Source organism: Flagellimonas sp. B-3 (assembly GCF_056857835.1).
Genome location: NZ_JBSXNW010000018.1, coordinates 43,677 through 66,184 on the forward strand (window position 1 = coordinate 43,677; position 22,508 = coordinate 66,184).

The 22,508-nt window shown below is 39.8% G+C and carries 24 protein-coding genes; 13 read left to right on the top strand and 11 right to left on the bottom strand.

Annotated features, from left to right (window positions below; genetic code table 11):
• The first annotated feature begins 43 nt into the window (after positions 1–43).
• The 7 genes from AC13CS_RS06365 (at position 44) to AC13CS_RS06395 (ending at position 8,337) form a co-directional block, all read left to right on the top strand.
• Complete coding sequence (locus tag AC13CS_RS06365) at positions 44–397, top strand: 4Fe-4S dicluster domain-containing protein (protein ID WP_293163031.1); 354 nt, start codon at positions 44–46, stop codon at positions 395–397.
• 49 nt (positions 398–446) lie between these two features.
• On the top strand, positions 447–575 hold the full coding sequence (locus AC13CS_RS06370; protein ID WP_293163032.1) for a hypothetical protein: 129 nt from the start codon (positions 447–449) through the stop codon (positions 573–575).
• Positions 576–630: 55 nt separating this feature from the next.
• Positions 631–1,725 (top strand): redox-regulated ATPase YchF, encoded by a 1,095-nt coding sequence (ychF, locus tag AC13CS_RS06375; RefSeq protein WP_293163034.1) that lies wholly within the window; start codon positions 631–633, stop codon positions 1,723–1,725.
• Positions 1,726–1,792: 67 nt separating this feature from the next.
• On the top strand, positions 1,793–2,695 hold the full coding sequence (locus AC13CS_RS06380; RefSeq protein ID WP_293163035.1) for a DMT family transporter: 903 nt from the start codon (positions 1,793–1,795) through the stop codon (positions 2,693–2,695).
• Positions 2,696–2,797: 102 nt separating this feature from the next.
• Positions 2,798–4,666, top strand: coding sequence for a DNA topoisomerase IV subunit B (locus tag AC13CS_RS06385; RefSeq protein WP_293163037.1), 1,869 nt, complete (start codon positions 2,798–2,800; stop codon positions 4,664–4,666).
• 15 nt (positions 4,667–4,681) lie between these two features.
• Complete coding sequence (locus AC13CS_RS06390) at positions 4,682–7,309, top strand: DNA gyrase/topoisomerase IV subunit A (protein ID WP_293163040.1); 2,628 nt, start codon at positions 4,682–4,684, stop codon at positions 7,307–7,309.
• Between the two features lie 65 nt (positions 7,310–7,374).
• On the top strand, positions 7,375–8,337 hold the full coding sequence (locus AC13CS_RS06395; RefSeq protein WP_293163043.1) for a sterol desaturase family protein: 963 nt from the start codon (positions 7,375–7,377) through the stop codon (positions 8,335–8,337).
• Positions 8,338–8,377: 40 nt separating this feature from the next.
• Here the strand turns inward: AC13CS_RS06395 and AC13CS_RS06400 are convergent, their stop codons facing one another.
• Both AC13CS_RS06400 and AC13CS_RS06405 read right to left on the bottom strand, forming a co-directional pair.
• The gene (locus AC13CS_RS06400) at positions 8,378–8,755 is read right to left on the bottom strand and encodes a DNA topoisomerase IV (protein ID WP_293163046.1); all 378 of its coding nucleotides are present in this window, start codon (positions 8,753–8,755) and stop codon (positions 8,378–8,380) included.
• A gap of 32 nt (positions 8,756–8,787) precedes the next feature.
• On the bottom strand, positions 8,788–9,195 hold the full coding sequence (locus AC13CS_RS06405; RefSeq protein ID WP_293163048.1) for a helix-turn-helix domain-containing protein: 408 nt from the start codon (positions 9,193–9,195) through the stop codon (positions 8,788–8,790).
• 283 nt (positions 9,196–9,478) lie between these two features.
• On the opposite strand from AC13CS_RS06405, the gene AC13CS_RS06410 reads away from it, so the two are divergent.
• The 3 genes from AC13CS_RS06410 to AC13CS_RS06420 all read left to right on the top strand — a co-directional run bounded on the left by AC13CS_RS06410 (position 9,479) and on the right by AC13CS_RS06420 (position 11,696).
• Positions 9,479–10,582 carry a M14 family metallopeptidase gene (locus tag AC13CS_RS06410; protein ID WP_293163051.1) on the top strand — a complete coding sequence of 368 codons (1,104 nt, stop codon included), beginning with the start codon at positions 9,479–9,481 and terminating at the stop codon, positions 10,580–10,582.
• 99 nt (positions 10,583–10,681) lie between these two features.
• The gene (locus tag AC13CS_RS06415) at positions 10,682–11,161 is read left to right on the top strand and encodes an Lrp/AsnC family transcriptional regulator (protein WP_293163054.1); all 480 of its coding nucleotides are present in this window, start codon (positions 10,682–10,684) and stop codon (positions 11,159–11,161) included.
• A gap of 16 nt (positions 11,162–11,177) precedes the next feature.
• Complete coding sequence (locus tag AC13CS_RS06420; RefSeq protein WP_293163057.1) at positions 11,178–11,696, top strand: DinB family protein; 519 nt, start codon at positions 11,178–11,180, stop codon at positions 11,694–11,696.
• A gap of 1 nt (position 11,697) precedes the next feature.
• Here AC13CS_RS06420 and AC13CS_RS06425 read toward each other — a convergent pair whose 3' ends face one another.
• Together AC13CS_RS06425 and aroB are read right to left on the bottom strand one after the other, a co-directional pair.
• Positions 11,698–12,024 carry a hypothetical protein gene (locus AC13CS_RS06425; RefSeq protein WP_293163060.1) on the bottom strand — a complete coding sequence of 109 codons (327 nt, stop codon included), beginning with the start codon at positions 12,022–12,024 and terminating at the stop codon, positions 11,698–11,700.
• A gap of 94 nt (positions 12,025–12,118) precedes the next feature.
• A complete protein-coding gene (aroB, locus tag AC13CS_RS06430; protein WP_293163063.1) occupies positions 12,119–13,174 on the bottom strand; it encodes a 3-dehydroquinate synthase in 1,056 nt (351 codons plus the stop codon).
• Between the two features lie 91 nt (positions 13,175–13,265).
• Here aroB and AC13CS_RS06435 point away from each other — a divergent pair, with 91 nt between their 5' ends.
• Together AC13CS_RS06435 and AC13CS_RS06440 are read left to right on the top strand one after the other, a co-directional pair.
• Entirely contained in the window at positions 13,266–14,438 is a 1,173-nt protein-coding gene (locus tag AC13CS_RS06435; RefSeq protein ID WP_293163066.1) for a proline dehydrogenase family protein, read from the top strand.
• Positions 14,439–15,006: 568 nt separating this feature from the next.
• On the top strand, positions 15,007–16,110 hold the full coding sequence (locus AC13CS_RS06440; RefSeq protein ID WP_293163069.1) for a hypothetical protein: 1,104 nt from the start codon (positions 15,007–15,009) through the stop codon (positions 16,108–16,110).
• On the opposite strand, the gene AC13CS_RS06445 is transcribed toward AC13CS_RS06440, so the two are convergent.
• From AC13CS_RS06445 to porX, 7 genes are all read right to left on the bottom strand, one after another.
• Entirely contained in the window at positions 16,087–16,578 is a 492-nt protein-coding gene (locus tag AC13CS_RS06445; protein ID WP_293163072.1) for a helix-turn-helix transcriptional regulator, read from the bottom strand. The genes AC13CS_RS06440 and AC13CS_RS06445 overlap by 24 nt on opposite strands.
• A 107-nt stretch (positions 16,579–16,685) precedes the next feature.
• Entirely contained in the window at positions 16,686–17,063 is a 378-nt protein-coding gene (locus AC13CS_RS06450; RefSeq protein WP_293163075.1) for a DUF4258 domain-containing protein, read from the bottom strand.
• Positions 17,064–17,068: 5 nt separating this feature from the next.
• Complete coding sequence (locus AC13CS_RS06455) at positions 17,069–18,268, bottom strand: alanine dehydrogenase (RefSeq protein WP_293163078.1); 1,200 nt, start codon at positions 18,266–18,268, stop codon at positions 17,069–17,071.
• A 44-nt stretch (positions 18,269–18,312) separates the two neighbouring features.
• Positions 18,313–18,858, bottom strand: coding sequence for a hypothetical protein (locus tag AC13CS_RS06460; protein WP_293163080.1), 546 nt, complete (start codon positions 18,856–18,858; stop codon positions 18,313–18,315).
• A 94-nt stretch (positions 18,859–18,952) separates the two neighbouring features.
• Complete coding sequence (locus AC13CS_RS06465) at positions 18,953–19,087, bottom strand: hypothetical protein (RefSeq protein ID WP_293163082.1); 135 nt, start codon at positions 19,085–19,087, stop codon at positions 18,953–18,955.
• A 174-nt stretch (positions 19,088–19,261) separates the two neighbouring features.
• Positions 19,262–19,678 carry a tRNA (adenosine(37)-N6)-threonylcarbamoyltransferase complex ATPase subunit type 1 TsaE gene (gene tsaE / locus AC13CS_RS06470; protein WP_293163083.1) on the bottom strand — a complete coding sequence of 139 codons (417 nt, stop codon included), beginning with the start codon at positions 19,676–19,678 and terminating at the stop codon, positions 19,262–19,264.
• 7 nt (positions 19,679–19,685) lie between these two features.
• Positions 19,686–21,230 carry a T9SS response regulator signal transducer PorX gene (gene porX, locus AC13CS_RS06475; protein ID WP_293163085.1) on the bottom strand — a complete coding sequence of 515 codons (1,545 nt, stop codon included), beginning with the start codon at positions 21,228–21,230 and terminating at the stop codon, positions 19,686–19,688.
• Between the two features lie 37 nt (positions 21,231–21,267).
• On the opposite strand from porX, the gene AC13CS_RS06480 reads away from it, so the two are divergent.
• The gene (locus AC13CS_RS06480) at positions 21,268–22,491 is read left to right on the top strand and encodes an HD domain-containing protein (protein ID WP_293163087.1); all 1,224 of its coding nucleotides are present in this window, start codon (positions 21,268–21,270) and stop codon (positions 22,489–22,491) included.
• Positions 22,492–22,508: the final 17 nt, after the last annotated feature.

Genomic DNA, 22,508 nt, shown 5'->3' on the forward strand with positions numbered 1-22,508 from the left:
GTAAGCATGCTGATAAGAATCAACCCAAAAGGAAAAGAAAATTATGGCAATTATTATAACAGATGAGTGCATAAATTGTGGTGCTTGCGAGCCAGAATGCCCAAACACAGCAATTTATGAAGGTGCGGATGAATGGAGATATAGTGATGGAACTTCGCTGACCGGCGATGTAGTTTTGCCCAATGGCAAAGAGGTCAATGCCGATGAAGTTCAAGAACCTGTTAGCGATGAGCTTTATTATATAGTTCCCGATAAATGTACGGAATGTCAAGGATTTCACGAAGAACCCCAATGTGCAGCGGTATGCCCGGTGGATTGTTGTGTTCCTGATGAAGACCATGTAGAAACCGAAGAAGAGCTATTGGGCAAGCAAAAGTTTATGCACCCCGATGGTTAAGCAATAAAAAACATTTAATTTAGCCCCGAACCAAGGTTCGGGGTTTTTTATGCAAGAAAAAGAGAAAGCATACAACGGTATTTGGAAACAAGCGGGATGCATATTGTCCTTGATCGCCATTTTTGGCATCATAGCCTTGGTAGTGATGGGCTTCTATTTACTCATTCAAGGTTATTAGGCTCCAGTACCAAAACTTCAACTTATATTTGCAGCCTCAAAACACAAGAATTTAGATGAAAGCAGGTATTGTAGGATTGCCCAACGTAGGAAAATCAACACTTTTCAACTGTTTGTCCAACGCAAAGGCACAAAGTGCCAATTTCCCTTTTTGTACCATAGAACCCAATATTGGTGTGGTGAATGTACCCGACCAACGCTTGGAGAAATTGGAGGAATTGGTAAATCCCGAGCGTGTAATCCCCGCAACGGTAGAAATTGTGGACATTGCCGGTTTGGTAAAAGGTGCCAGCAAAGGAGAGGGACTTGGAAACCAGTTTTTGGGAAATATCCGCGAAACCGATGCTATTCTGCACGTACTTCGCTGTTTTGACAATGATAATGTGGTTCATGTTGATGGTTCCGTAGATCCAATCAGGGATAAGGAGACCATTGATATGGAATTGCAGCTAAAAGATTTGGAGAGCGTTGAGAAAAAGCTCGACAAAGTAAAGCGCGCCGCCAAAACAGGCAATAAAGAAGCCCAAAAGGAAGAAGCCGTACTTTCTGCGTTAAAAGAAGGTTTGGAAGCTGGAAAATCGGTCAGAGCTATTGAAATTAACGAAGATGGTCGGGAAGAATTTGTGAAACCATTGCAGTTGATCACGGACAAGCCCGTAATGTATGTTTGTAATGTAGATGAAAGCTCAGCCGTTGATGGAAATGCTTACGTGGAAAAAGTAAAAGAGGCGGTAGCTCAAGAAAAAGCTGAAGTTATCTTTTTGGCCGTGGGCACTGAGGCAGATATTACCGAATTGGAGACCTATGAAGAGCGCCAAATGTTTTTGGAAGACCTTGGACTCTCCGAGCCCGGTTCTGCCAAATTAATTCGTGGTGCTTATAAATTACTTGATCTGGAAACTTATTTTACTGCTGGGGAGAAAGAGGTCCGCGCATGGACCATTCCCGTAGGGGCAACCGCTCCACAGGCAGCAGGTGTTATCCATACCGATTTTGAAAAGGGCTTTATCCGCGCCGAGGTTATCGCTTACGACGATTACGTAAAATATGGGAGCGAAGCTAAAGTGAAAGAAGCAGGTCGTATGCGCGTGGAAGGCAAAGAATACATTGTTAAGGACGGTGATGTGATGCACTTTAGGTTTAACGTGTAGCCACTGGGCATTGTAATCAACACCACTTACTACATTTTAGTTTACGAGTATAAAATAGCTTTGCCACATGTCCAGTAAAAGCTTGGGGATTTTATACGGTATTTTGGGAGTGGTGCTATTCTCCTCCAAGGCCGTAATGGTGAAATTGGCCTACCAATACGAGGTGAGCACACTTGATTTGCTGTTGTTTCGGATGCTATTTTCCTTACCGTTTTATATTATTATTCTCTTTTTGATTCGGAAAAAATCCGCAAAAGCTCAAATTAAAACCAAAGATTATGCTTGGCTCTTTCTTTTTGGATTCGTGGGCTATTATTTGGCCAGTTATTTCGATTTTTTGGGACTGAATTACATTAAGGCCGGATTGGAGCGCATCATTCTATTTGTATACCCGACCATTGTAGTATTCCTGAGTTGGCTCATTTTTAAACAAAAAATTACCCGAGTTCAATTTATTGCCATTGCCGTCACTTATATTGGAGTGCTGATAACCTTTTGGGATGAATTGGATATTGCGGGGAACAAAGTTTTGTTGGGTGGATTTTTGGTATTGTTGAGCGCCATCACCTACGCATCCTATTTAGTGGGCAGTGGTTGGTTGATTCCCAAATTTGGAGTACTTCGATTTACGTGTTATGCCATGATAGTGTCCACCATTTGTATCGTGGCGCATTATTTGGTATCGGGCCATTGGGAATTTATGGATTATCCTTGGCCCGTGTACGCTTATGGTTTGGCCATGGCTATTTTCGCTACCTTTATCCCATCATTTTTGGTATCGGCCGCCATTGAACGATTGGGAGCATCCAATTTTTCAATTCTGGGAAGCTTGGGACCTATTTCCACTATTTTGCTCGCCTTTGTGTTTTTGAACGAAAAACTCACGTATTGGCAGCTCGTTGGAATGATGGTTGTTATTTTTGGAGTGACCTATCTATCAATCCAAGGAAAAAGGCGGGCTAAAGGCTGATATATATTAACAATTATTGTTTTCTATTGTTGATTACTTTCTACCTTACACCCTTTTATTTTTGCTCCTAAATTTTATATTGCAATGATTAACCCTTAACTAATGGCAGACACCCAATATACTGAGGATAATATCCGTTCGCTGGACTGGAAGGAGCATATTCGTATGCGTCCGGGGATGTACATTGGAAAATTGGGCGACGGTTCCTCCGCAGATGATGGTATTTATATTCTTCTAAAAGAAGTGCTCGATAACTCCATTGATGAATTTGTGATGGGGGCGGGAAAGACCATCGAAATCAACATCAAGGACAATACCGTTCACGTTCGCGACTACGGTCGTGGCATTCCACTTGGGAAAGTGGTGGACGTGGTTTCCAAAATGAATACCGGAGGTAAGTACGACACCCGTGCCTTTAAAAAATCCGTAGGATTGAACGGGGTAGGTACCAAAGCGGTGAATGCACTTTCCTCTTATTTTAGGGTGGAATCCAACCGAGACGGCCAATCCAAATCCGCTGAGTTTGAAACAGGGAATTTGGTCAACGAAGAACTTTTGGGAGAATCTTCCAGAAGAAAGGGGACAAAAGTAAGTTTCATCCCCGACGAATCCATCTTTAAAAAATACAAGTACAGGAACGAGTATGTAGAGCGCATGCTCAAAAACTACGTCTATCTAAATCCCGGTTTGACCATTGTTTTCAATGGTGAAAAATTCCATTCGGAAAATGGTTTAAAGGATTTGTTGGAAGACAATAACAATGACGAGGATTTCCTCTATCCCATCATTCACCTAAAAGGTGATGATATTGAGGTTGCCATGACCCATAGCAAAACTCAATACAGTGAGGAGTATCATTCCTTTGTAAACGGACAGCATACCACACAAGGGGGAACACACCAATCTGCTTTTCGGGAAGCCATAGTAAAAACTGTCCGTGATTTCTACGGAAAAAACTATGATGCTTCGGATGTTCGGAAATCCATCATTTCCGCAGTTTCCATTAAAGTGATGGAGCCTGTATTTGAGAGCCAGACCAAGACCAAGCTGGGCTCGACCGACATGGGAGGCGATTTGCCTACCGTCCGTACCTACATCAATGATTTTATCGGCACGCATTTGGACAATTACCTCCATAAGAACCAAGCAACTGCCGACGCTCTTCAAAAGAAAATTGTTCAGGCTGAGAAAGAACGTAAAGAACTCTCGGGCATTCGAAAATTGGCCAGGGACCGCGCCAAGAAAGCCAGTCTTCATAATAAAAAGCTAAGAGATTGCCGCATCCATCTGCAGGACATGAAAAAAGACCGCCGTTTGGAGACCACCCTGTTTATTACAGAGGGGGATTCCGCATCGGGTTCCATTACCAAATCCAGGGATGTGAATACGCAGGCGGTATTCAGTTTGCGAGGCAAACCGTTGAATTCCTACGGAATGTCCAAAAAAATCGTGTACGAGAACGAAGAGTTCAATTTGTTGCAGGCGGCGCTCAATATCGAGGATTCCATGGAAGACCTCAGATATAACAATATTGTAATTGCAACGGATGCCGATGTGGACGGAATGCACATTCGATTATTGTTGATTACCTTCTTTTTACAATTTTTTCCTGAATTGATCAAGGAAAACCACTTATATATTCTGCAAACCCCATTATTTAGGGTACGTAACAAAAAAGAAACCATTTATTGTTACAGTGATGAAGAGCGAAGAAATGCCATTGAAAAACTCTCTGGAAAACCAGAAATTACCCGATTTAAGGGATTGGGCGAAATTTCTCCGGATGAGTTCAAAAATTTTATCGGTGATGATATCCGTTTGGAGCCCGTGATGCTGGACAAAGCCATGAGCATTGATGCACTGCTGAAGTTTTACATGGGAAAAAATACTCCCGACAGACAAGAATTCATCATCAACAACCTTAAAGTGGAACTTGATTTAGTGGAAGAAAACCAACTACAACCCAAATAAATGCCGACTTTCTAAATGGAAGAAAATGAAGAACTGAACGATGAGAGTTTAGAAAACCATGACGAGTCCCAAGACAGCCTGATCAAGGTAACGGGGATGTACAAGGATTGGTTTTTGGATTATGCCTCGTATGTAATATTGGAGCGTGCCGTACCTGCTATTGAGGATGGGTTTAAGCCCGTGCAGCGCAGGATCATGCATGCGCTAAAGGAACTGGACGATGGCCGATACAACAAAGTGGCCAACGTGGTGGGGCATACCATGCAGTATCACCCGCACGGTGATGCGAGTATTGCCGATGCCATGGTCCAAATTGGGCAAAAGGATTTACTTATCGATACCCAAGGGAACTGGGGGAACATTTTAACAGGAGACGGAGCTGCCGCACCTCGTTATATTGAGGCCCGATTGTCCAAGTTTGCCCTGGAAGTGGTGTACAGCCCAAAAATTACGGAGTGGCAACTTTCTTATGATGGCAGAAAAAAGGAACCTGTAAATCTACCTGTAAAATTTCCACTTCTTTTGGCCCAAGGAGCCGAGGGCATTGCGGTAGGCCTTTCCACAAAAATACTCCCGCACAACTTTAACGAGTTGATAGATGCATCCATAAAACACCTAAAAGGAAAAAGGTTTACCATTTATCCCGATTTCCCAACGGCAGGGGTCATTGATGTGACCAATTATAATGATGGAATGCGAGGCGGAAAGATCAGGGTGAGGGCAAAAATATCGACCTTGGACAAGAATACCTTGGTCATCAATGAGATACCCTACGGTACCAACACTTCCTCTTTAATTGACTCCATCTTAAAGGCCAATGATAAAGGGAAAATCAAAATAAAAAAGATAGAGGACAACACGGCCGCCGAAGTAGAGATTTTGGTGCATTTGCCCAACGGCATCTCTCCTGATAAAACCATTGATGCCCTCTATGCGTTCACGGCGTGCGAATCGTCCATATCCCCGCTTGGTTGTGTTATTGAAGACAACAAGCCCTTGTTTATCGGTATTAAGGAGATGCTTGAAAGATCCACTGACAATACTGTGGAACTACTTAAAGCAGAACTTGAAATACAGTTGGACGAGTTGGAGGAGCAATGGCACTTTTCTTCCTTGGAACGAATTTTTATAGAGAACAGGATTTATCGAGAAATCGAAGAGGAGGAAACTTGGGAAGGTGTAATCGAAGCCATAGACAAAGGCTTGAAGCCACACATCTCACATTTAAAAAGAGAGGTGAACCGGGATGATATTGTTCGTTTGACCGAAATACGAATCAAACGAATTTCAAAGTTTGATTTGGACAAGGCACAACAACTTATTGAAAGTTTGGAAGATAGGATTGCGCAGACCAAGCATCACTTGGAGCATTTGGTCGAATTTGCCATCGACTATTTTAAAGAACTAAAAAAGAAATACGGAGCAGGAAGGGAGCGTAAATCCGAAATAAAGATTTTTGATGATATTGAAGCCACCAAAGTGGTGATCAGAAACACCAAACTCTATGTAAACCGCAAAGAAGGCTTTATCGGCACCTCTTTAAAACGGGATGAATACGTTACTGACTGTAGTGATATTGACGATATTATTGTATTTACAGAGAAAGGGGAGATGATGGTGACCAAGGTGGACTCCAAGGTGTTTGTTGGCAAAAACATTATCCATGTGGCTGTTTTTAAAAAGAAGGACAAGCGCACTACCTACAACATGATCTACAAGCTCATGAAAGGTGGGCCTAGTTACATCAAAAGGTTCAATGTCACCAGTATGACACGGGACAAAATTTATCAGCTGGCTGGGGACAAGCCATCTGCAGAAGTACTTTATTTTTCGGCAAACCCAAATGGTGAAGCCGAGGTGGTCACGGTAATGTTACGCCAATCAGGTAGTATCAAAAAATTAAAATGGGATTTGGATTTTTCCGATGTTCTGATCAAGGGAAGGGGCTCCAAAGGAAATTTAGTCACCAAATATGCCGTAAAACGCATCGAACTAAAGGAAAAAGGTGTATCTACACTTAAACCAAGAAAAATTTGGTTCGATGATGTGGTAAGTCGCCTTAATGTGGATGGACGAGGGGAGTTGCTCGGTGAGTTCCGGGGCGACGACCTATTGTTGGTGATAGACCAGAAGGGGATTGTAAAAACCATTCCGCCAGATTTACTGACAAGATTTAATGACGATATGATCGTGTTGGAAAAGTGGAATCCCGACAAACCTATTTCGGTAGTGCACTACGTAGGTGATAAGGAACGTTTTTACTTGAAAAGGTTTTTGGTGGAAAGCCCCAACAAAGAAGAGGTGGTGATCTCCGAAGATTCTAAATCGTATTTGGAGCTGGTATCTACCGACTGGAGACCCATGTTGGAAATTGAATTTGTTAAGCCCAGAGGCAAAGACCCCAAACCAAACCAAGAAATAAACGTGGAAGAATTTATTGCCGTAAAAGGGATAAAAGCACTTGGAAATCAGCTTACTCCAGAAAAAGTGAAAAATATAAATGTTTTGGATTCCTTACCTTACGAGGAACCCGAGGAACAAAAAACCGAAGACATTGAAGTAGTGGATGAAGAGCAAATAGACAACGATGATAATGATATTGGCACTAAGAATGACAGTTCCGACCAAACCACTTTGTTTTGATGTGATTTATGGCTAATTTTCACGCGAGTTACACACTTTACAAGCAGACCGATTAATACATCTATATGGATTTTACAAACCCACTGGTATATGGTGTACCAGTATTTATTGCCTTTATTTTATTAGAATTAACTTACAGTAAAACCCATGATCATGAACACCACGATCTTTATAACTGGAAAGATTTAGCGGCCAGTGGTTTTATGGGGATTGGCTCTGCTATCCTTGGGCCTTTGTTCAAGGTTGCCTTTGCCATACTCCTTTTTGAAGGGACCTATGAGTTGTTCAATCCAGTTGTTGGGGGAGTAAGAACCAACATTATGGGGTATGAATCCTTTGGATATGCATGGTACGTTTGGATTCTTTGTCAATTGGGCGACGATTTCACCTATTATTGGTTCCATAGGGCCAATCACGAGGTCCGTATTTTATGGGCTGCACATATAGTGCATCATTCTTCCGATAATTTTAATTTAGGTACGGCGATAAGGAACGGATGGTTCACTATTTTATACAAACCCTTCTTTTACTTATGGTTGCCTGCAATTGGTTTTCCACCGGAAATGGTACTGGTATGTTTAGGGATTGAAGCATTATGGCAATTTCAATTGCACACGGTTTACGTTCCCAAACTCGGATTTTTGGAAAAAATATTCAACACACACACCATGCACCAAGTACACCACGCACAAAATGTGGAGTACTTAGATAAAAACCACGGCGGTTTCTTGAATATTTTTGATAAAATATTTGGCACATGGAAGGAGCTTGATGATGATGTCGATGTTAAGTACGGCGTAATCCATGCTCCAGAATCATACAATCCCGTAGTTATCCTTACCCACGAATTCAAGGATATTTGGAACGATGTCAAAAAATCGAAAAAACTCTCCCATAAATTAATGTACATTTTTGGCCCTCCAGGATGGAGCCACGATGGCAGCACTTTAACAGTGAAACAACAACAGCGATTGTTTAAAAAACAAAAGGAAGCCAGCCCGGAACTTGCTTACCAAAGACCCAACTGATTTTTATAAATCCAAATTATTGAATTGGCAACTCCCTAAATCAATCAATTTTATGGGCAGTTCCTTTAAACTTGCGATTATCACCAACTACGCTGTACTCAAAAGTGTATGAAGACTCAGTAGTGGTCAATATTTTGATGTGAATCGGTTTTTCTTCTGCCTTGTTCTTGGGGTTCAAGTTTTTTAGCACATATTCACAATCGTTTATCCAGCGAACCGATGAAGAATCCGTTTTCCCTTCAAATTCATCCACTTCCAAATCTGTGGTTCTGTTGAATGTGGTTTTCTTCTCTTCACCATTTATGGTTGCGGTAAACGAAAATTTACCAGTTTTAAAATCGTTACAATTACGTTGTGGCGGCTGCCCACAGGCCAAAAACAATAGCATTATTGACCCGAAAAGAAGATGTTTTGTCATACCTGCAAAGTAACGGAAAGTAGTTGAAAGGGTCAATCCTTTTTTGTGTTGTAAACCTCAAAAGTACCATCGGAATAAAACATAACTATTTTATACGGGTTTTTGGACTGTAGCTCGTGCTTCTTTTCTTTAGAAAAGGGAATGACAAAATCATCCACATACGGTTCTTCCATCGCTTTAGTGATTTTAGTGTCATTTATCTCATCCTGATTGGTGCTTTCCTTTGGAAATCGTCCCTCACCCTTTAACAGCCAATACAAATCCACTTCGGGGTAGGTGTTGACCAATTTCATCACAAAATCCAAGCTAGGCTTATTTCGTCCGTTCAACAAGTGGGAGATGCTCGAACGCTGCACACCAATCTCGTCGGCAAAGGCAGAAACAGATAACTCCAAATGCTCGATAACAGTTTCTATACGGGTTACAATCTCTTTGTTCACAAATGTAAATTATTTAATATCTAAGATAGCACAATTCAAATTAACATAGGGTGTACACCATGAAATAAATTCATTTTTTTGAAATAAAACATTTAAATAAATAATTATATATTACTGATATAATGTATTTTGTGTTGTAAAATAAAGTTATTGTTTACATTTATCACAAAAGGAAGTGGAGGTACATCAATTCGAGTTACAAATGTGTCACGGGTGATTCAAAACTGATTACAATTGTAAATATTAGGTTGGTTACTTTTGTAAACTTTAATTACAAAACTTTATGCTTGATTATTCATTATATAAAGAGAAGTCCATTCAAGGTAGATACATTAACATAGCATCCATTCAGCCTTGTTTCTCCAAACTATCATCACCTTTAATCCATATCGGGGATTCCGTCAATGGCATTAAAATAAATGCTCTTAAAATCGGTACGGGAAAAAAGAAGGTACTTATGTGGTCCCAAATGCATGGCAACGAATCAACCACGACCAAGGCGGTATGGGACATGGTCAATTTTATGCAATCGGAGGAAGCATTGGCCAAAACCATTTTAAAGGAATGTACCTTAATGATTATACCCATGCTAAACCCAGACGGGGCCAATGTGTATACTCGCGAGAATATAAACAAGGTAGATTTGAACCGCGATGCCAAAAATTTGACACAGCCCGAAAGCATAGCTTTCCGAAAACTATTTGAATCGTTTCAGCCAGATTTTTGTTTTAACCTACATGATCAACGTACCCTGTTTAGTGCCGGTAAAACAGACAAACCGGCGACGGTCTCTTTTTTATCTCCGGCAAGCAACCAAGAACGCCACATTACCCCTGCAAGGGAAGTGGCCATGAAACTGATTATTGGTATGGACGCCATGTTGCAAAAACATATTCCGGGGCAGGTGGGCAGGTACGATGACGGATTCAACGATAATTGCATTGGAGATACACTGCAAATGTTGGGGGTGCCGACCATTTTGTTCGAGTCCGGCCATTATCCCAAAGACTATGAGCGGGAGAAAACCCGAGAGTTAATTTTTTTATCGATTGTAGAAGCGTTGAAAATTATTGCCACAGATAAAATCGACGACTATAAAACAGGTGATTATTTTTCAATTCCAGGTAACTATAAGTTATTTTTTGATGTGCTGGTAAAGCATCCAGAGGCGGTAAACCCTGAATTTGATGCAGGACATTCGGTAGGAATCCGATATAAGGAAGTGTTGGAAAACGACAAAATCATTTTTAAGCCGGAAATAGCGGAAATTGGCCCTCTTGAAGGTTTTTACGGACATCAAACCATAGAATGTGTTGATACCAAGGATTTTGGATTTGCAGCTTTCCAAAACGAGATTCTTGATTTACTCCTGAAAATCAATAAATAAAAATCATTTCTCAAAGATTCTTGCATATTATTTAAAAAAGAACCATTTTTATTACGTAAATTTCCTTTTTTAACTATTTTTGCTGCAAAATTCAATGTAATGACCAAAGTAAAACTTGACGAGATAGATCACCAGATACTGGATATGTTAATCGATAATACTCGCACACCTTTTACGGACATCGCAAAAAAATTGTTGATTTCCGCAGGTACGGTTCATGTCCGTGTCAAAAAAATGGAGGAATCCGGGATTATTAAAGGTTCTTCCCTTACGCTGGACTATGTCAAATTGGGTTATTCCTTTATCGCCTATGTTGGTATATTCTTGGAAAAAACACACCAGACAAAATTTGTGCTGGAAAGGTTGAGCCAAATACCATACGTTACCGTGGCCCATATAACAACAGGCAAATTCAATATTTTTTGTAAAATAAGGGCCAGAGATACTACACATGCCAAAAATATTATTTTTAAGATAGATGATATCGAAGGTATCAGCAGAACTGAGACCATGATTTCTTTGGAAGAGAGCATTAACGATAAAAGACGTTTAATGCACACTATTTTCAACGAGTTATAATTCCATTATACATATTATGGTGCTTTCGGAACTGTCCTCTTCGGAATACAATCCATTTTACCAGACCTATATTATGGCGCTGGGAAATGTAGATTTAATGGAAGAGCTAAGAAAGGGGAAGGACGATTTTTTGACCTTACTGCAACAAACACCAGAAGAAAAACTTAATTATGCTTATGCAGAGGACAAATGGTCCTTAGCGGAAGTATTAGTGCATGTTATAGACACGGAGCGAATATTCCAATACCGTGCACTTTGTATTGCAAGAAACGATAAAACCCCACTACCAGGGTTTGACCAAGACACTTATGTACCGTATTCCAACGCCGATAAAAGATCCAAAAAAAACTTGATGGAGGAATATAAAGCGGTTAGGGATTCCACAATTTTTCTTTTTAATTCCTTTGACGAAGAAACGATTAAAAGGGTTGGAGTGGCCAGTGGGTCCAAAATGAGTGTGCGGGCACTGGGCTTCATCATAAGCGGACATCAAGCGCACCATATTCGGATCATAAGGGAACGCTATTTGGCCTAAATCAATATTGATCTTCGCTTTCCAAATCATCTGAAGTAGGTTCCAAGCCTTCAAACGAGTCGTCTTCAAAATCAGAAACCACCAATTCTTTGTCGAGTTCCTTTTCAATGGTCTCTTCAAAATTTGAAATGAAGTTGGAAAGACTCTTGCTGATTTTTACCAAGTAAATGGTATCTGCTGTTTTTACTTCAACAGCTTCTATGACCTCCCCATTTGGTTTTTTAATGGTAATAACATCGTCATCGCCATAACCATCAGGATAAGAATCAATTAATATGGCCACTACCTTGTGGTCCAACTTTTTGTAGTCTATCAAAACTCGTTTCATAATGGTTGGTTATTAAATGCATTCCTAAACTAGGAATTTTTGAATGTGATGGACCCAAAGAGTTGTAAACGAAAAAAATAAGTATGCGAAGAGCTTATTCCTTGTAGTAAGCAAAGGCTTTATGGAATAATTCCTCGGGAACTTTAATATCCGTAACCGCTTTACCAATGGAATGCAGCAATACAAAATTTACGTTCCCGTGAGAATTCTTTTTATCGTATTTAAGTAATTGAAGAATGGCATCAATATCGTTATCCGTAAAGTCCACTTTGTCAAAATGGGTTAAAAATGTTTTTTTGATTTCATCCAACGATAATTTGGAAAGTCCTTGGAGCTTGTGCGACAAATATCCCTCCAAAATCATTCCTGCTGCAATAGCTTCACCGTGCAACAAGGTTTTCTTGTCATGGTTCTCCAAACAATACGATTCTATGGCGTGACCCAAGGTGTGTCCAAAATTTAAGATTTTTCGCAACCCTTTTTCGGTAGGGTCTTGAAGAACAACCTCATTTTTAAGGGCAATGGATTTTTGGATGCATGACGCATCTGTAAAATTGCTTTTTTCAGCTAAACTGCCCCAGTACGCTTTGTCCATTATAAGCCCGTGTTTCAGCATCTCGGCATATCCACTTTTTACCTGGCGTGGGTCTAGGGTCTTTAAAAATTCTGGAAAAATCAGCACCATTTGGGGTTGGTTGATCACACCGATCTGGTTTTTTAACGATCCCAGATCAACACCTGTTTTGCCGCCGATGGACGCATCTACCATAGAAAGTAGGGTAGTGGGGATGTTGATAAAATCAATTCCTCGTTTAAAAGTAGAGGCCACAAAACCTCCCATATCGGTAAGCACCCCACCACCAAGGTTGATCAGTAGGCTTTTTCGGTCACCATCTAAATTGGATAGGTCCTCCCAAAGTTGCAAGCAAGTATGGATATGTTTGTTTTCTTCCCCTGATCGGATTTCCAAGATAAAATCTACAGGTCCGTCAAACATTTCTTTAAAAAAAGGCAAGCAATGCGCTTTGGTGTTTTCATCCACCAAAACAAATATTTTGGAGTAACTATTTTTAGCAATGTGTTGGTTAAGAGCAGCTTCTGCCAATTCGCCAATATGTACCTCGTAAGACTGTGATTTAACCGATTCCATAATTTAAATTTCACTGCTAAATAAAGACTATTTTTATATATATGGTTCTAGTTTGCGTACTTATCTTTGAATCTTTAATGGATATCAAAGAATGCGACCTAATTTTGAGAATACTGCAATAGCTTTTGAGCTTAAGTCGGACTCCCAGCTGGAGCGAGCCTATTTCCTTTTTAAATTGATTTCCAACGAACCTTTGGTTCGTATTGGAACCGCTGTGACCAATTTTGCCATTAAGGCCCATTTACCTGTTGAGGGGTTGATTAGGGCTACCGTGTTCGACCATTTTTGTGGTGGGGTGAACGAGGAAGATTGTCTCCCTATTATTGATAATATGTATGGCAATGGGGTCTGTTCTATTTTGGATTATTCGGCCGAGGGCAAAGAGGTGGACAACCAGTTTGATTTTGCCATGGAAAAGACCTTGGATATTCTGGATTTTGTGAAGGAAAAAGATGCGATGCCCTTTGCAGTTTTTAAGCCCACAGGATTTGGCCGCTTTAAATTGTTCGAAAAAATTTCTGCACAAAGCGAATTGAATGAAGATGAAAAAGCGGAATGGGCAAGAATAGTGAACCGATTCGAAAAAGTTTGTCAAAAAGCACACAAGCTGGACGTTGCGTTGTTGATAGACGCCGAGGAAAGTTGGATGCAAGATGCCGCAGATGATTTGGTCCTTGATATGATGCGCAAATACAACAAGGAAAAAACTATCGTTTTCAATACCTTTCAAATGTACCGTTGGGACCGAATGGATTACATTAAAAAACTCTATGGGTTGGCTTCTGATGAAGGTTTTAAGATTGGCGCCAAAGTGGTGCGGGGAGCCTATATGGAGAAGGAGAACGATCGAGCGAACGACAAGGGCTACGAAAGCCCGATTTGCAAGTCCAAACAAGAAACAGACGAAAACTTTGATGCCTCCATTACATACATGATGGAGCATTTAAACCAATTTACCATTTTCGCCGGCACCCATAACGAGCAAAGTACCCTCAAACTAATTGATTTGATGGAAAAGCAGGGTGTGCCTACCAACGACGAACGGATTTGGTTTGGTCAATTGTTTGGTATGAGCGACCATATCACCTATAATTTGGCCGCCCATGGCTATAATGCTGTAAAATATGTTCCGTATGGCCCTGTAAGGGATGTAATGCCCTACCTGATCAGAAGGGCAGAGGAGAATACTTCGGTCGCTGGGCAAACCTCAAGGGAACTGGCTTTGATAACCAAGGAACGGAAGCGTAGGAGGTTGGATTCTTAACGCTTCGCTTATCAATAATATTTTCCTCTCTGATTCGGGTATTCCACCTAAAAATAAATACTGATTTATAAATCAAACAATATATCATTTGATTAAAACTGTCTGAAACGTCTCTTTCTTAGTATTTTGCTATACTTTTAAATAGGTAAAGTGGCTGTGAAAGAAAATAAAAATATCACCCATCATGAGTTTGAAGATTACATTCTCTCAGAACATTATCTTAAAAAGTGCAAGGCCATACGTGATAAAGCTGATAGAATCTATCATAAAAAAATAAACGCCCAAGACAAATACCTAAAGAGGAAGATTGTTCTCTTTCAAAAATGGATTTTCATATCTAATGAAAGGAGGAGATTACTGCTAAAACGATATTCCAATTTGTTTTGATTTATATTTCAAAATGCGTTCTTCGATATTTTCCATAAATTTCTACTCTGCTATAATGTTGGGTACATTCTACTTCTCAACCTTTCCTATAAGTTTTGCACAAAACACTCAAGCATACGACAGCATTTACCCATCACACTTCTACGACTTTTCCATTATAAATGGACAAAACCTATTCACCATGCGCCAGACAAACACAAACTATGTGTCGGCAAATAGGATTTTGGCCAGATTAATCAATAAAAAGCCTTCTAAGGTTGACAGGTTCTTACAATTCGGGGTTTCATTTCTAGGAACGGTGGTCACCCACGAAGAAGGGCACAGGTCAATTTTGACAGATTTGGAAATAGGATCGGTAAGCCAGCCCTTTTCAATATTCAACGGAGCAGCTTATGTTAAAGGAGTGACAGATCAAACATTGATTGATTTAAGAGACAACAATCTGGATGATTATATAAGGTTGCACACCGCAGGATTGGAGTCCGATTATGCTATCCTCACTAGGACAGAAACACTCTTAGCTTTCGAAGAAGATAATTTTGACAACCTTGGCATAGATTATTTAACGAGAAAGGCATCTATGATCGGTTATTACCTCACAAATTTAATCCCTGGGTTGTTTTCAGATATTGAAGAAGAAGACAATGAGTTGGAAAGGGATATTGTTGGGCATGATATTTATGGTGCCATAAAAAACTTATACCGACCCAACGAAGAATTTTACAGATACACCAATTTTGATGATTTGGTAAGTGAAGAAAAGAAATTTGCAAAAAAAGTTGGCTGGTTGTCCTTGCTAAATTTAGTTAACCCGATGATGTTGGGAAAGAACAACTTCAAGTTTAACCAGAATTTAAAGGCAAATGCTGGTCTGGGATACACAATGGCTCCTTTCGGTGGTTACTTGGATGAGAATTTTTGGTTCAACTATAAAAACCGATTCAAAATCCACTTTTATTTAAGACAGTTCCACAATAAAGACTATCTATTTATGGCTACAGGCATCAAACTTTTTAATCATTCGCTATTTGTCGATAAGATTATTTTAAACTCAGAACTCCATTATTGGAACCAACCTGAGAACTTGGATTTCTTTACCTCCAATTCCACATCAGGGGTAGGAGGAGCATTGGATCTAGGGTATAAAATTTTAAATGAAACCGAAAATGAGTCTAAGCTATATTTAAATCTTGGTCTCAGTCACAAAACTCAAGGGTTTTTACCTGAATACGCTAGTTTGGACAAAAGGACAATGTTAAACCTAGGCTTTTCTTTGGCTTGGTGATTTCCTCCATTCATCCTCCAAAACTCTTTTAAAAAACACCCCTGGCGTTAACCCAGTTTTATCTTTAAACGTTTTTGTAAAAACGTTTAGGGAGTTAAATCCGTACATTTCGGCTATCTGGATCATGGATTTGGTTTTCACAATCTCCGGATTTTCCTTTAAATGGTTTATCGCATAAGTAATCCGAACATCTTTTAGGTAGCTTGCAAAATTTTGATTTTTATGGGTGTTTATCACTTTGGATAAGTAAGAACTGTTGGTGTTGAGTTCTTTAGACAAACGGTGCAAGGTAATTTTGTTGTCCAAAAAGCCGTTTTGTTGTTCCCAAAAACTGAGTTTTTCCAAAATTTCTCCAACCAACTCTTCTTTTACTTTTGACCTTTTATTTATTGGAAAAGTTGAAGCAAACGATAATTTCTTTTTTGATACTCTACTGAGCTTATATTTAAGTACACCAAAATCAATCATGAAAAGAGTGTTTTTCTGTTTAGTCAGAAATATAACACTTGATTTGTGTAATTAGCTTACAAATTGACGAATGCCCCTTTTGAATTGATGGATAAGGCCATGAATTGTTATTCATTAATTTTCTCGACCTTTTCTAGTATAACTTCCTCCTCACAACTCTTGGCCTTTAATTCCAACTCTTCACCATTGTATTCATGTGAGATAAAATACGTCTTGCACGGTTCGGATTTGGTGTCACTTTTACCAAAATCCACGTCTCCATCCTCTAAAAAGGACTGGATCAGCAAAGTGTCTCGATATTGCTCGGGCAGGGATTCGGAGAAAGTCAACGGTTTGGAACGCATATCCTTGAGCACCCTACAATTAGGGAAGTAGCAGAAATCCAACCCCTCTTCACCCGATTTTTTCTTCAAAATAAAAACCAAAAAAATCAATCCTATGGACAGTCCCACTAGGTACCATCCCAATCGTTTCAAAAATGCCATCTACATTAAAAAATAAGAAAATTAATATCGTTATAACTCAAGCCGAACCAATCGCCCACAGATTTGTTGGTCAAAATACCGTGGTACATGTAAAGTCCGTTGCGCAAGCCTTTATCAAACCGAAGTGAATGCTCCAGACCGCCCTCCTCGCCAATTTTTAATAAATAGGGCGTAAAAATATTACTTATGGAGATAGAGGATGTTCTCGGATACCTCGATGGAATATTGGGAACACCATAATGGATCACCCCATATTTCTCAAAAGTGGGTTTTCTGTGTGTGGTCACCTCGGAGGTTTCAAAACAACCGCCCATGTCAATGCTCACATCAATGATTACCGCTCCTTTTTTCATGTTCTCCACCATGGAACTGGACACGACTACGGGAGAACGGTCCTTTCCGCGGGTGGCGCCAATGGCAACATCGCAACGTTTTAAGGACTTGATCAAATTTTTGGGTTGCACCGTAGAGGTGTACAATGTTTGGTTAAGGTTGGTTTGCAGGTTTCTGAGTTTACTGATGGAATTATCAAAAACCTTTACATTGGCTCCAAGCCCTAAGGCAGACCTGGCTGCAAACTCACCTACGGTTCCGGCTCCAATAATGACCACTTCAACGGGAGGTACCCCGCTAATATTTCCAAACATTAATCCGTTGCCCGTACTGGGGTTTGCCATCAATTCCGAGGCAATTAAAATGGAGGAAATTCCTGCAATTTCGCTCAACGACCGAACAGCTGGGTAATTTCCATCATCATCCCGAATGTATTCAAAAGCAATGGCCGTAAGACGTTTTTTAGCCATGATCTCAAAATACTCCTTGTTCTGGGTCTTGATCTGCAAAGCAGAAATAATGATGGTCTGTGGATTTAATATATCTATTTCCGAAAGGGTGGGGGGCTCCACTTTTAAAATTAAGGGGCAGGAGAACACTTTTTTGGTATCCCTTGTAATCTCGGCTCCTGCATTCGTATAGTCCAGATCCGAAAAATTGGCGCCCTCTCCGGCTCCGGATTCCACCAATACCCGATGTCCATGTGCCGTAATGGCGTTAACAGCGTCAGGAGTAAGGCATACCCGCTTTTCTTGATACTGGTTTTCTTTTGGAATGCCTATAAAAAGTTCCCCCTTTTGTTTTACAACCTCTAAGGTTTCTTCTTGGGGGAGCAATTGTTGTTTGCTAAATGGAGATGAAGCTTGGCTCATAAACGGTAAATCTATTCATAATACCGCTAGGTATTAAAACAAATTTACATTTTTTTTGAAGCAGTCTTTTGACGCTGTTCCAGTTTCTCGCGTTCTTTGCGCAATTCTTCTTTTTCCTTGAGTATTTGGAGTTCGGTGTCCATGGCGTCCAAATCGATACCATGTACATGTTTATCAACTAGTTTCAATCGAATAAAATATACAATAGGCACCACTACCATGGTAACGGCAATTACATATAGAATTTCGTTTTCATCTATTCGTTCACTATTAGCATAATTCAGAGCAGAAAACAACTGAAAACTGTACATGGCAATCGGAATCAATATGGCATGGTACCACCAGTTTTTTGAAGTAATAAACCAAATAACCAATAAGAGTAAAGGGACTAACTTACCAAAATAATAATAAAAGGCTAGTGACACTTCGCCAAAATTGTTCTCAGTAAACGTAATTCCTAAAAAGGTCCACGAAGTGGCATTAGGTGGTAAGTATTTATAAAAATAAAATAATATAGGGGTAATCGCAATCAATAATGCTATCGCTCCTTCAATAATAAAACGTTTCTTTATTGTAGATTTTTTGCTCATTACTTTTGTAAACTCAAAAAATCCAAGATTATTGTAAAAAAAATCCCTTTTCGAAAAAAGGGATTAATTTTTAAGGGTCGAAAAGAATCAAAAATTAAAGTTTAATCAATTTTTTCTTTTCAACGCTTACTGTTTGGTCTTTGTCAATTTTAACAACGCTTGTCGAAACAGCGGTCATTGCCAAAAATGCAACAGCTAGCAATCCAAAAAAAACTTTTTTAGTGTTCATCGTAAAAGAGTTTTTGGTTAATAAATGAATTCATTTCAGAACAAATGTAGGAAAATATTTCAACCTACCATGCTTTTTGTCGATAAAATTGGTTTTTAAACGAAAAAACCCCACACTTTATCGAAATAAGCTTGCTCTGAACAATAATTGCGATGAAGATACCGGGATGATCCCTTAAGAAATATTTAACTCGATTGAACGTGTGCTTTCCTCGACAAAGTGCAAGAATACACCCACAGCATCCTCTGGAAGTAAGGATGGGATTTTATCGGGCCACTCAATAAACAACCAAGCGTCGGAACTCAAATAATCCTCCAAGCCCATGTCCAAGGCTTCCATTTCATCATTTAACCTGTAAAAATCAAAATGGTAGGCTATAGGGGTGTCCTTATCATCATGGTATTCGTTCACCAAACCAAAAGTGGGGCTGCTGGCCACATCCACCGCTCCAAGTTCTTTTACCAAGGCTTTTACCAAAGTAGTCTTGCCAACTCCCATATCACCATACAAACAAAGCACCTTGTTCGGTGCTTTTTCCAGTAGCTCTTTGGCAACCTCATGGATTTCATCCAATTCAAAGTTTCTTTTCAAAATAGATTTATTTAGGATCCAAAACTACAAAAGGAACTATCATTTCTTCCAACGAAACACCACCATGTTGATAGGTGTTTCTGTAATAGCTTACATAATGATTGTAGTTGTTCGGATATGCAAAAAAGAGGTCGTTCTTGGCAAAAATGTAACTACTGCTCAAATTGATGTTCGGCAAGTGAATCTCTTGCGGATTTTTGGTGGCCAAAACATCTTTGTCCTGATAGGTAAGACTTCGCCCAGTTTTATAGCGAAGGTTCAAGCTGGTTTCTCTATCGCCAATTACCTTAGATGGCTGTTTTACATTGATGGTGCCGTGGTCCGTGGTCAAAATCAACTTCATTCCCAAATCCTGTGCCTGCTGGATAATTTCCAACAAGGGCGAATTTTTAAACCAGCTCAAGGTAAGGGACCGGTAGGCCTTGTCGTTGGCGGCAAGCTCCTTGACCACCTCCATTTCTGTTTTGGAGTGGGAGAGCATATCCACAAAGTTGTACACCAATACAGTTAAATCGTTATCTTTTTGGGATTTAAAGTTTTGGGCCAGTTGCTTACCTTGTTTAAGGTTGCTTATTTTGTGGTATTCCCAATTTAGGTTAAGACCAAGTCTTTTTAATTGTTCTCCAAGAAATTCTGATTCGTGAAGGTTTTTTCCGCCTTCGTCAGTGTCATTTTTCCACCAATCAGGATACCTTTTCTCCATTTCAGAAGGCATCAGGCCAGAAAAGAGTGCATTACGGGCATATTGCGTTGCCGTTGGCAAAATGCTGAAGTAGGCACACTCTTGCTTCTTTTTATAATATGCCGATAATGTTTTCTCAAATGCCAACCATTGGTCGTACCGTAAATTATCGATCACCACCAAAAGGGTTTTGCACTCTTCCAATTCGGGCTGAATCTTATTTTTGAATAAAGTGTGGGACATTATGGGGGCATCACCATCTCTAAACCAACCTTTATAATTCTTGTCCACAAACTTGCCAAACTGCGAATTGGCCTCAGTTTTCTGGGATTCCAATATCTCGAACATACCGGAGTCTTCGATTTGCTCAAGTTCCAGCTCCCAATAGATCAATTTTTTATAGAGTTCCACCCATTCTTCCTGCGTATTGATCATGGAAAGATCCATGGCAATCTTCCGAAACTCCTGCTGATAATTGGCGGTGGTCTTTTCTGATACCAATCGGGAATTGTCCAAACTCTTTTTTAAGGAGAGTAAAATTTGATTGGGGTTGACGGGTTTTATCAAGTAATCGGCAATTTTGGAACCAATGGCCTCGTCCATAATATATTCCTCCTCGCTTTTGGTAATCATTACCACGGGAATGGAACCATCGTATTTTTTTATTTCCGTCAAGGTTTCCAAACCAGAGAGTCCGGGCATATTTTCATCGAGGAAGACAATATCAAAAAAAGTTTCCTTGATCTCTTCAATGGCATCTTGGCCACTTTGGCTGGTAACCACTTTGTAGCCCTTGCTTTCCAGAAATAATATGTGAGGTTTTAATAGGTCTATTTCATCATCGACCCAAAGAATTGTTATCTTGTTCATATAGTAGTTATCTTTGTGGGAATTAAAACAAAAAACTTTGGTAAAAACCAATAAGCTTAATGTTTTCAACGATCCAATTTACGGTTTTATTGGAACTCCCAACGAACTAATTTTTAGTCTAATTTCGCACCCTTACTTTCAAAGATTGAGGCGGATATCCCAAATGGGACTTTCTTATTTGGTATATCCGGGAGCCCATCATACCCGGTTCCACCACGCGCTGGGTAGCATGCATTTAATGACCAAGGCCATTCAGGCTTTAAAATTAAAAAATGTTGAGATTACTGAAGAGGAAGAGAAAGGATTGTTGTGTGCCATTTTGTTGCACGATATTGGACATGGCCCATTTTCCCATGCATTGGAAGGTTTTGTGGCCAAAGAAATAAGTCACGAGCAGATTTCCTTGAGATTTATGATGGAACTGAACAAGGAGTTTGAAGGACAACTCGATATCGCTATTTCCATATTTAAGGGAGATTACCCCAAGCTGTTCTTAAATCAACTGGTATCCAGTCAGTTGGATATGGACCGGTTAGATTACCTGAAACGTGATAGTTTTTACTCTGGGGTTACCGAGGGAAACATCAATTCGGAACGGCTCATCTCCATGTTAAACGTAGTCAACGGTAATTTGGTGGTAGAGGAGAAGGCCATTTATGCCGTGGAAAAGTTTTTGATGGCCCGTAGGTTTATGTATTGGCAAGTTTACTTGCACAAAACAGGATTGGTGGCCGAGCAATTGTTGATTCGGATCATGCAACGGGCTAGACTGTTGTTGCTGAGAGGAGAAGATTTAATGGGAAGCCGACCATTATTGTTTTTTCTGAAAGATAATAGGGCACAGACATTTCATAAGGAAGTTCTTGAGACTTTTGCCGAACTGGACGATATTGATGTTCTGGGTGCCTTGAAAAATTGGCAGTTCCATGAAGATTTTGTGCTTTCCAAACTGTGCAAGATGATTTTGGACAGAAAACTTTTGCACGTTAAAATAAAAAAGAGACCCATGACTCCTGAAAAAATGAACGAAAAGTTGGATTGGATCATAGAAAAGCATGATCTTTCCGTTGAAGAAGCTTCCAATTTTGTGTTTCAAGGAGAAATATCCAATAAAGCCTATAGTAAGGATGAGGCTATTCAAATTTTAAAAAAGAACGGGAAAATTTCGGATGTTTTAAAGGAGTCGGACCAACTTAGCCTAAAAGCATTGGCCAAAACCGTCACCAAATATTACAGCTGTTATCCAAAGAAAGCCGTTTAACAAATTTTGTTACTTTT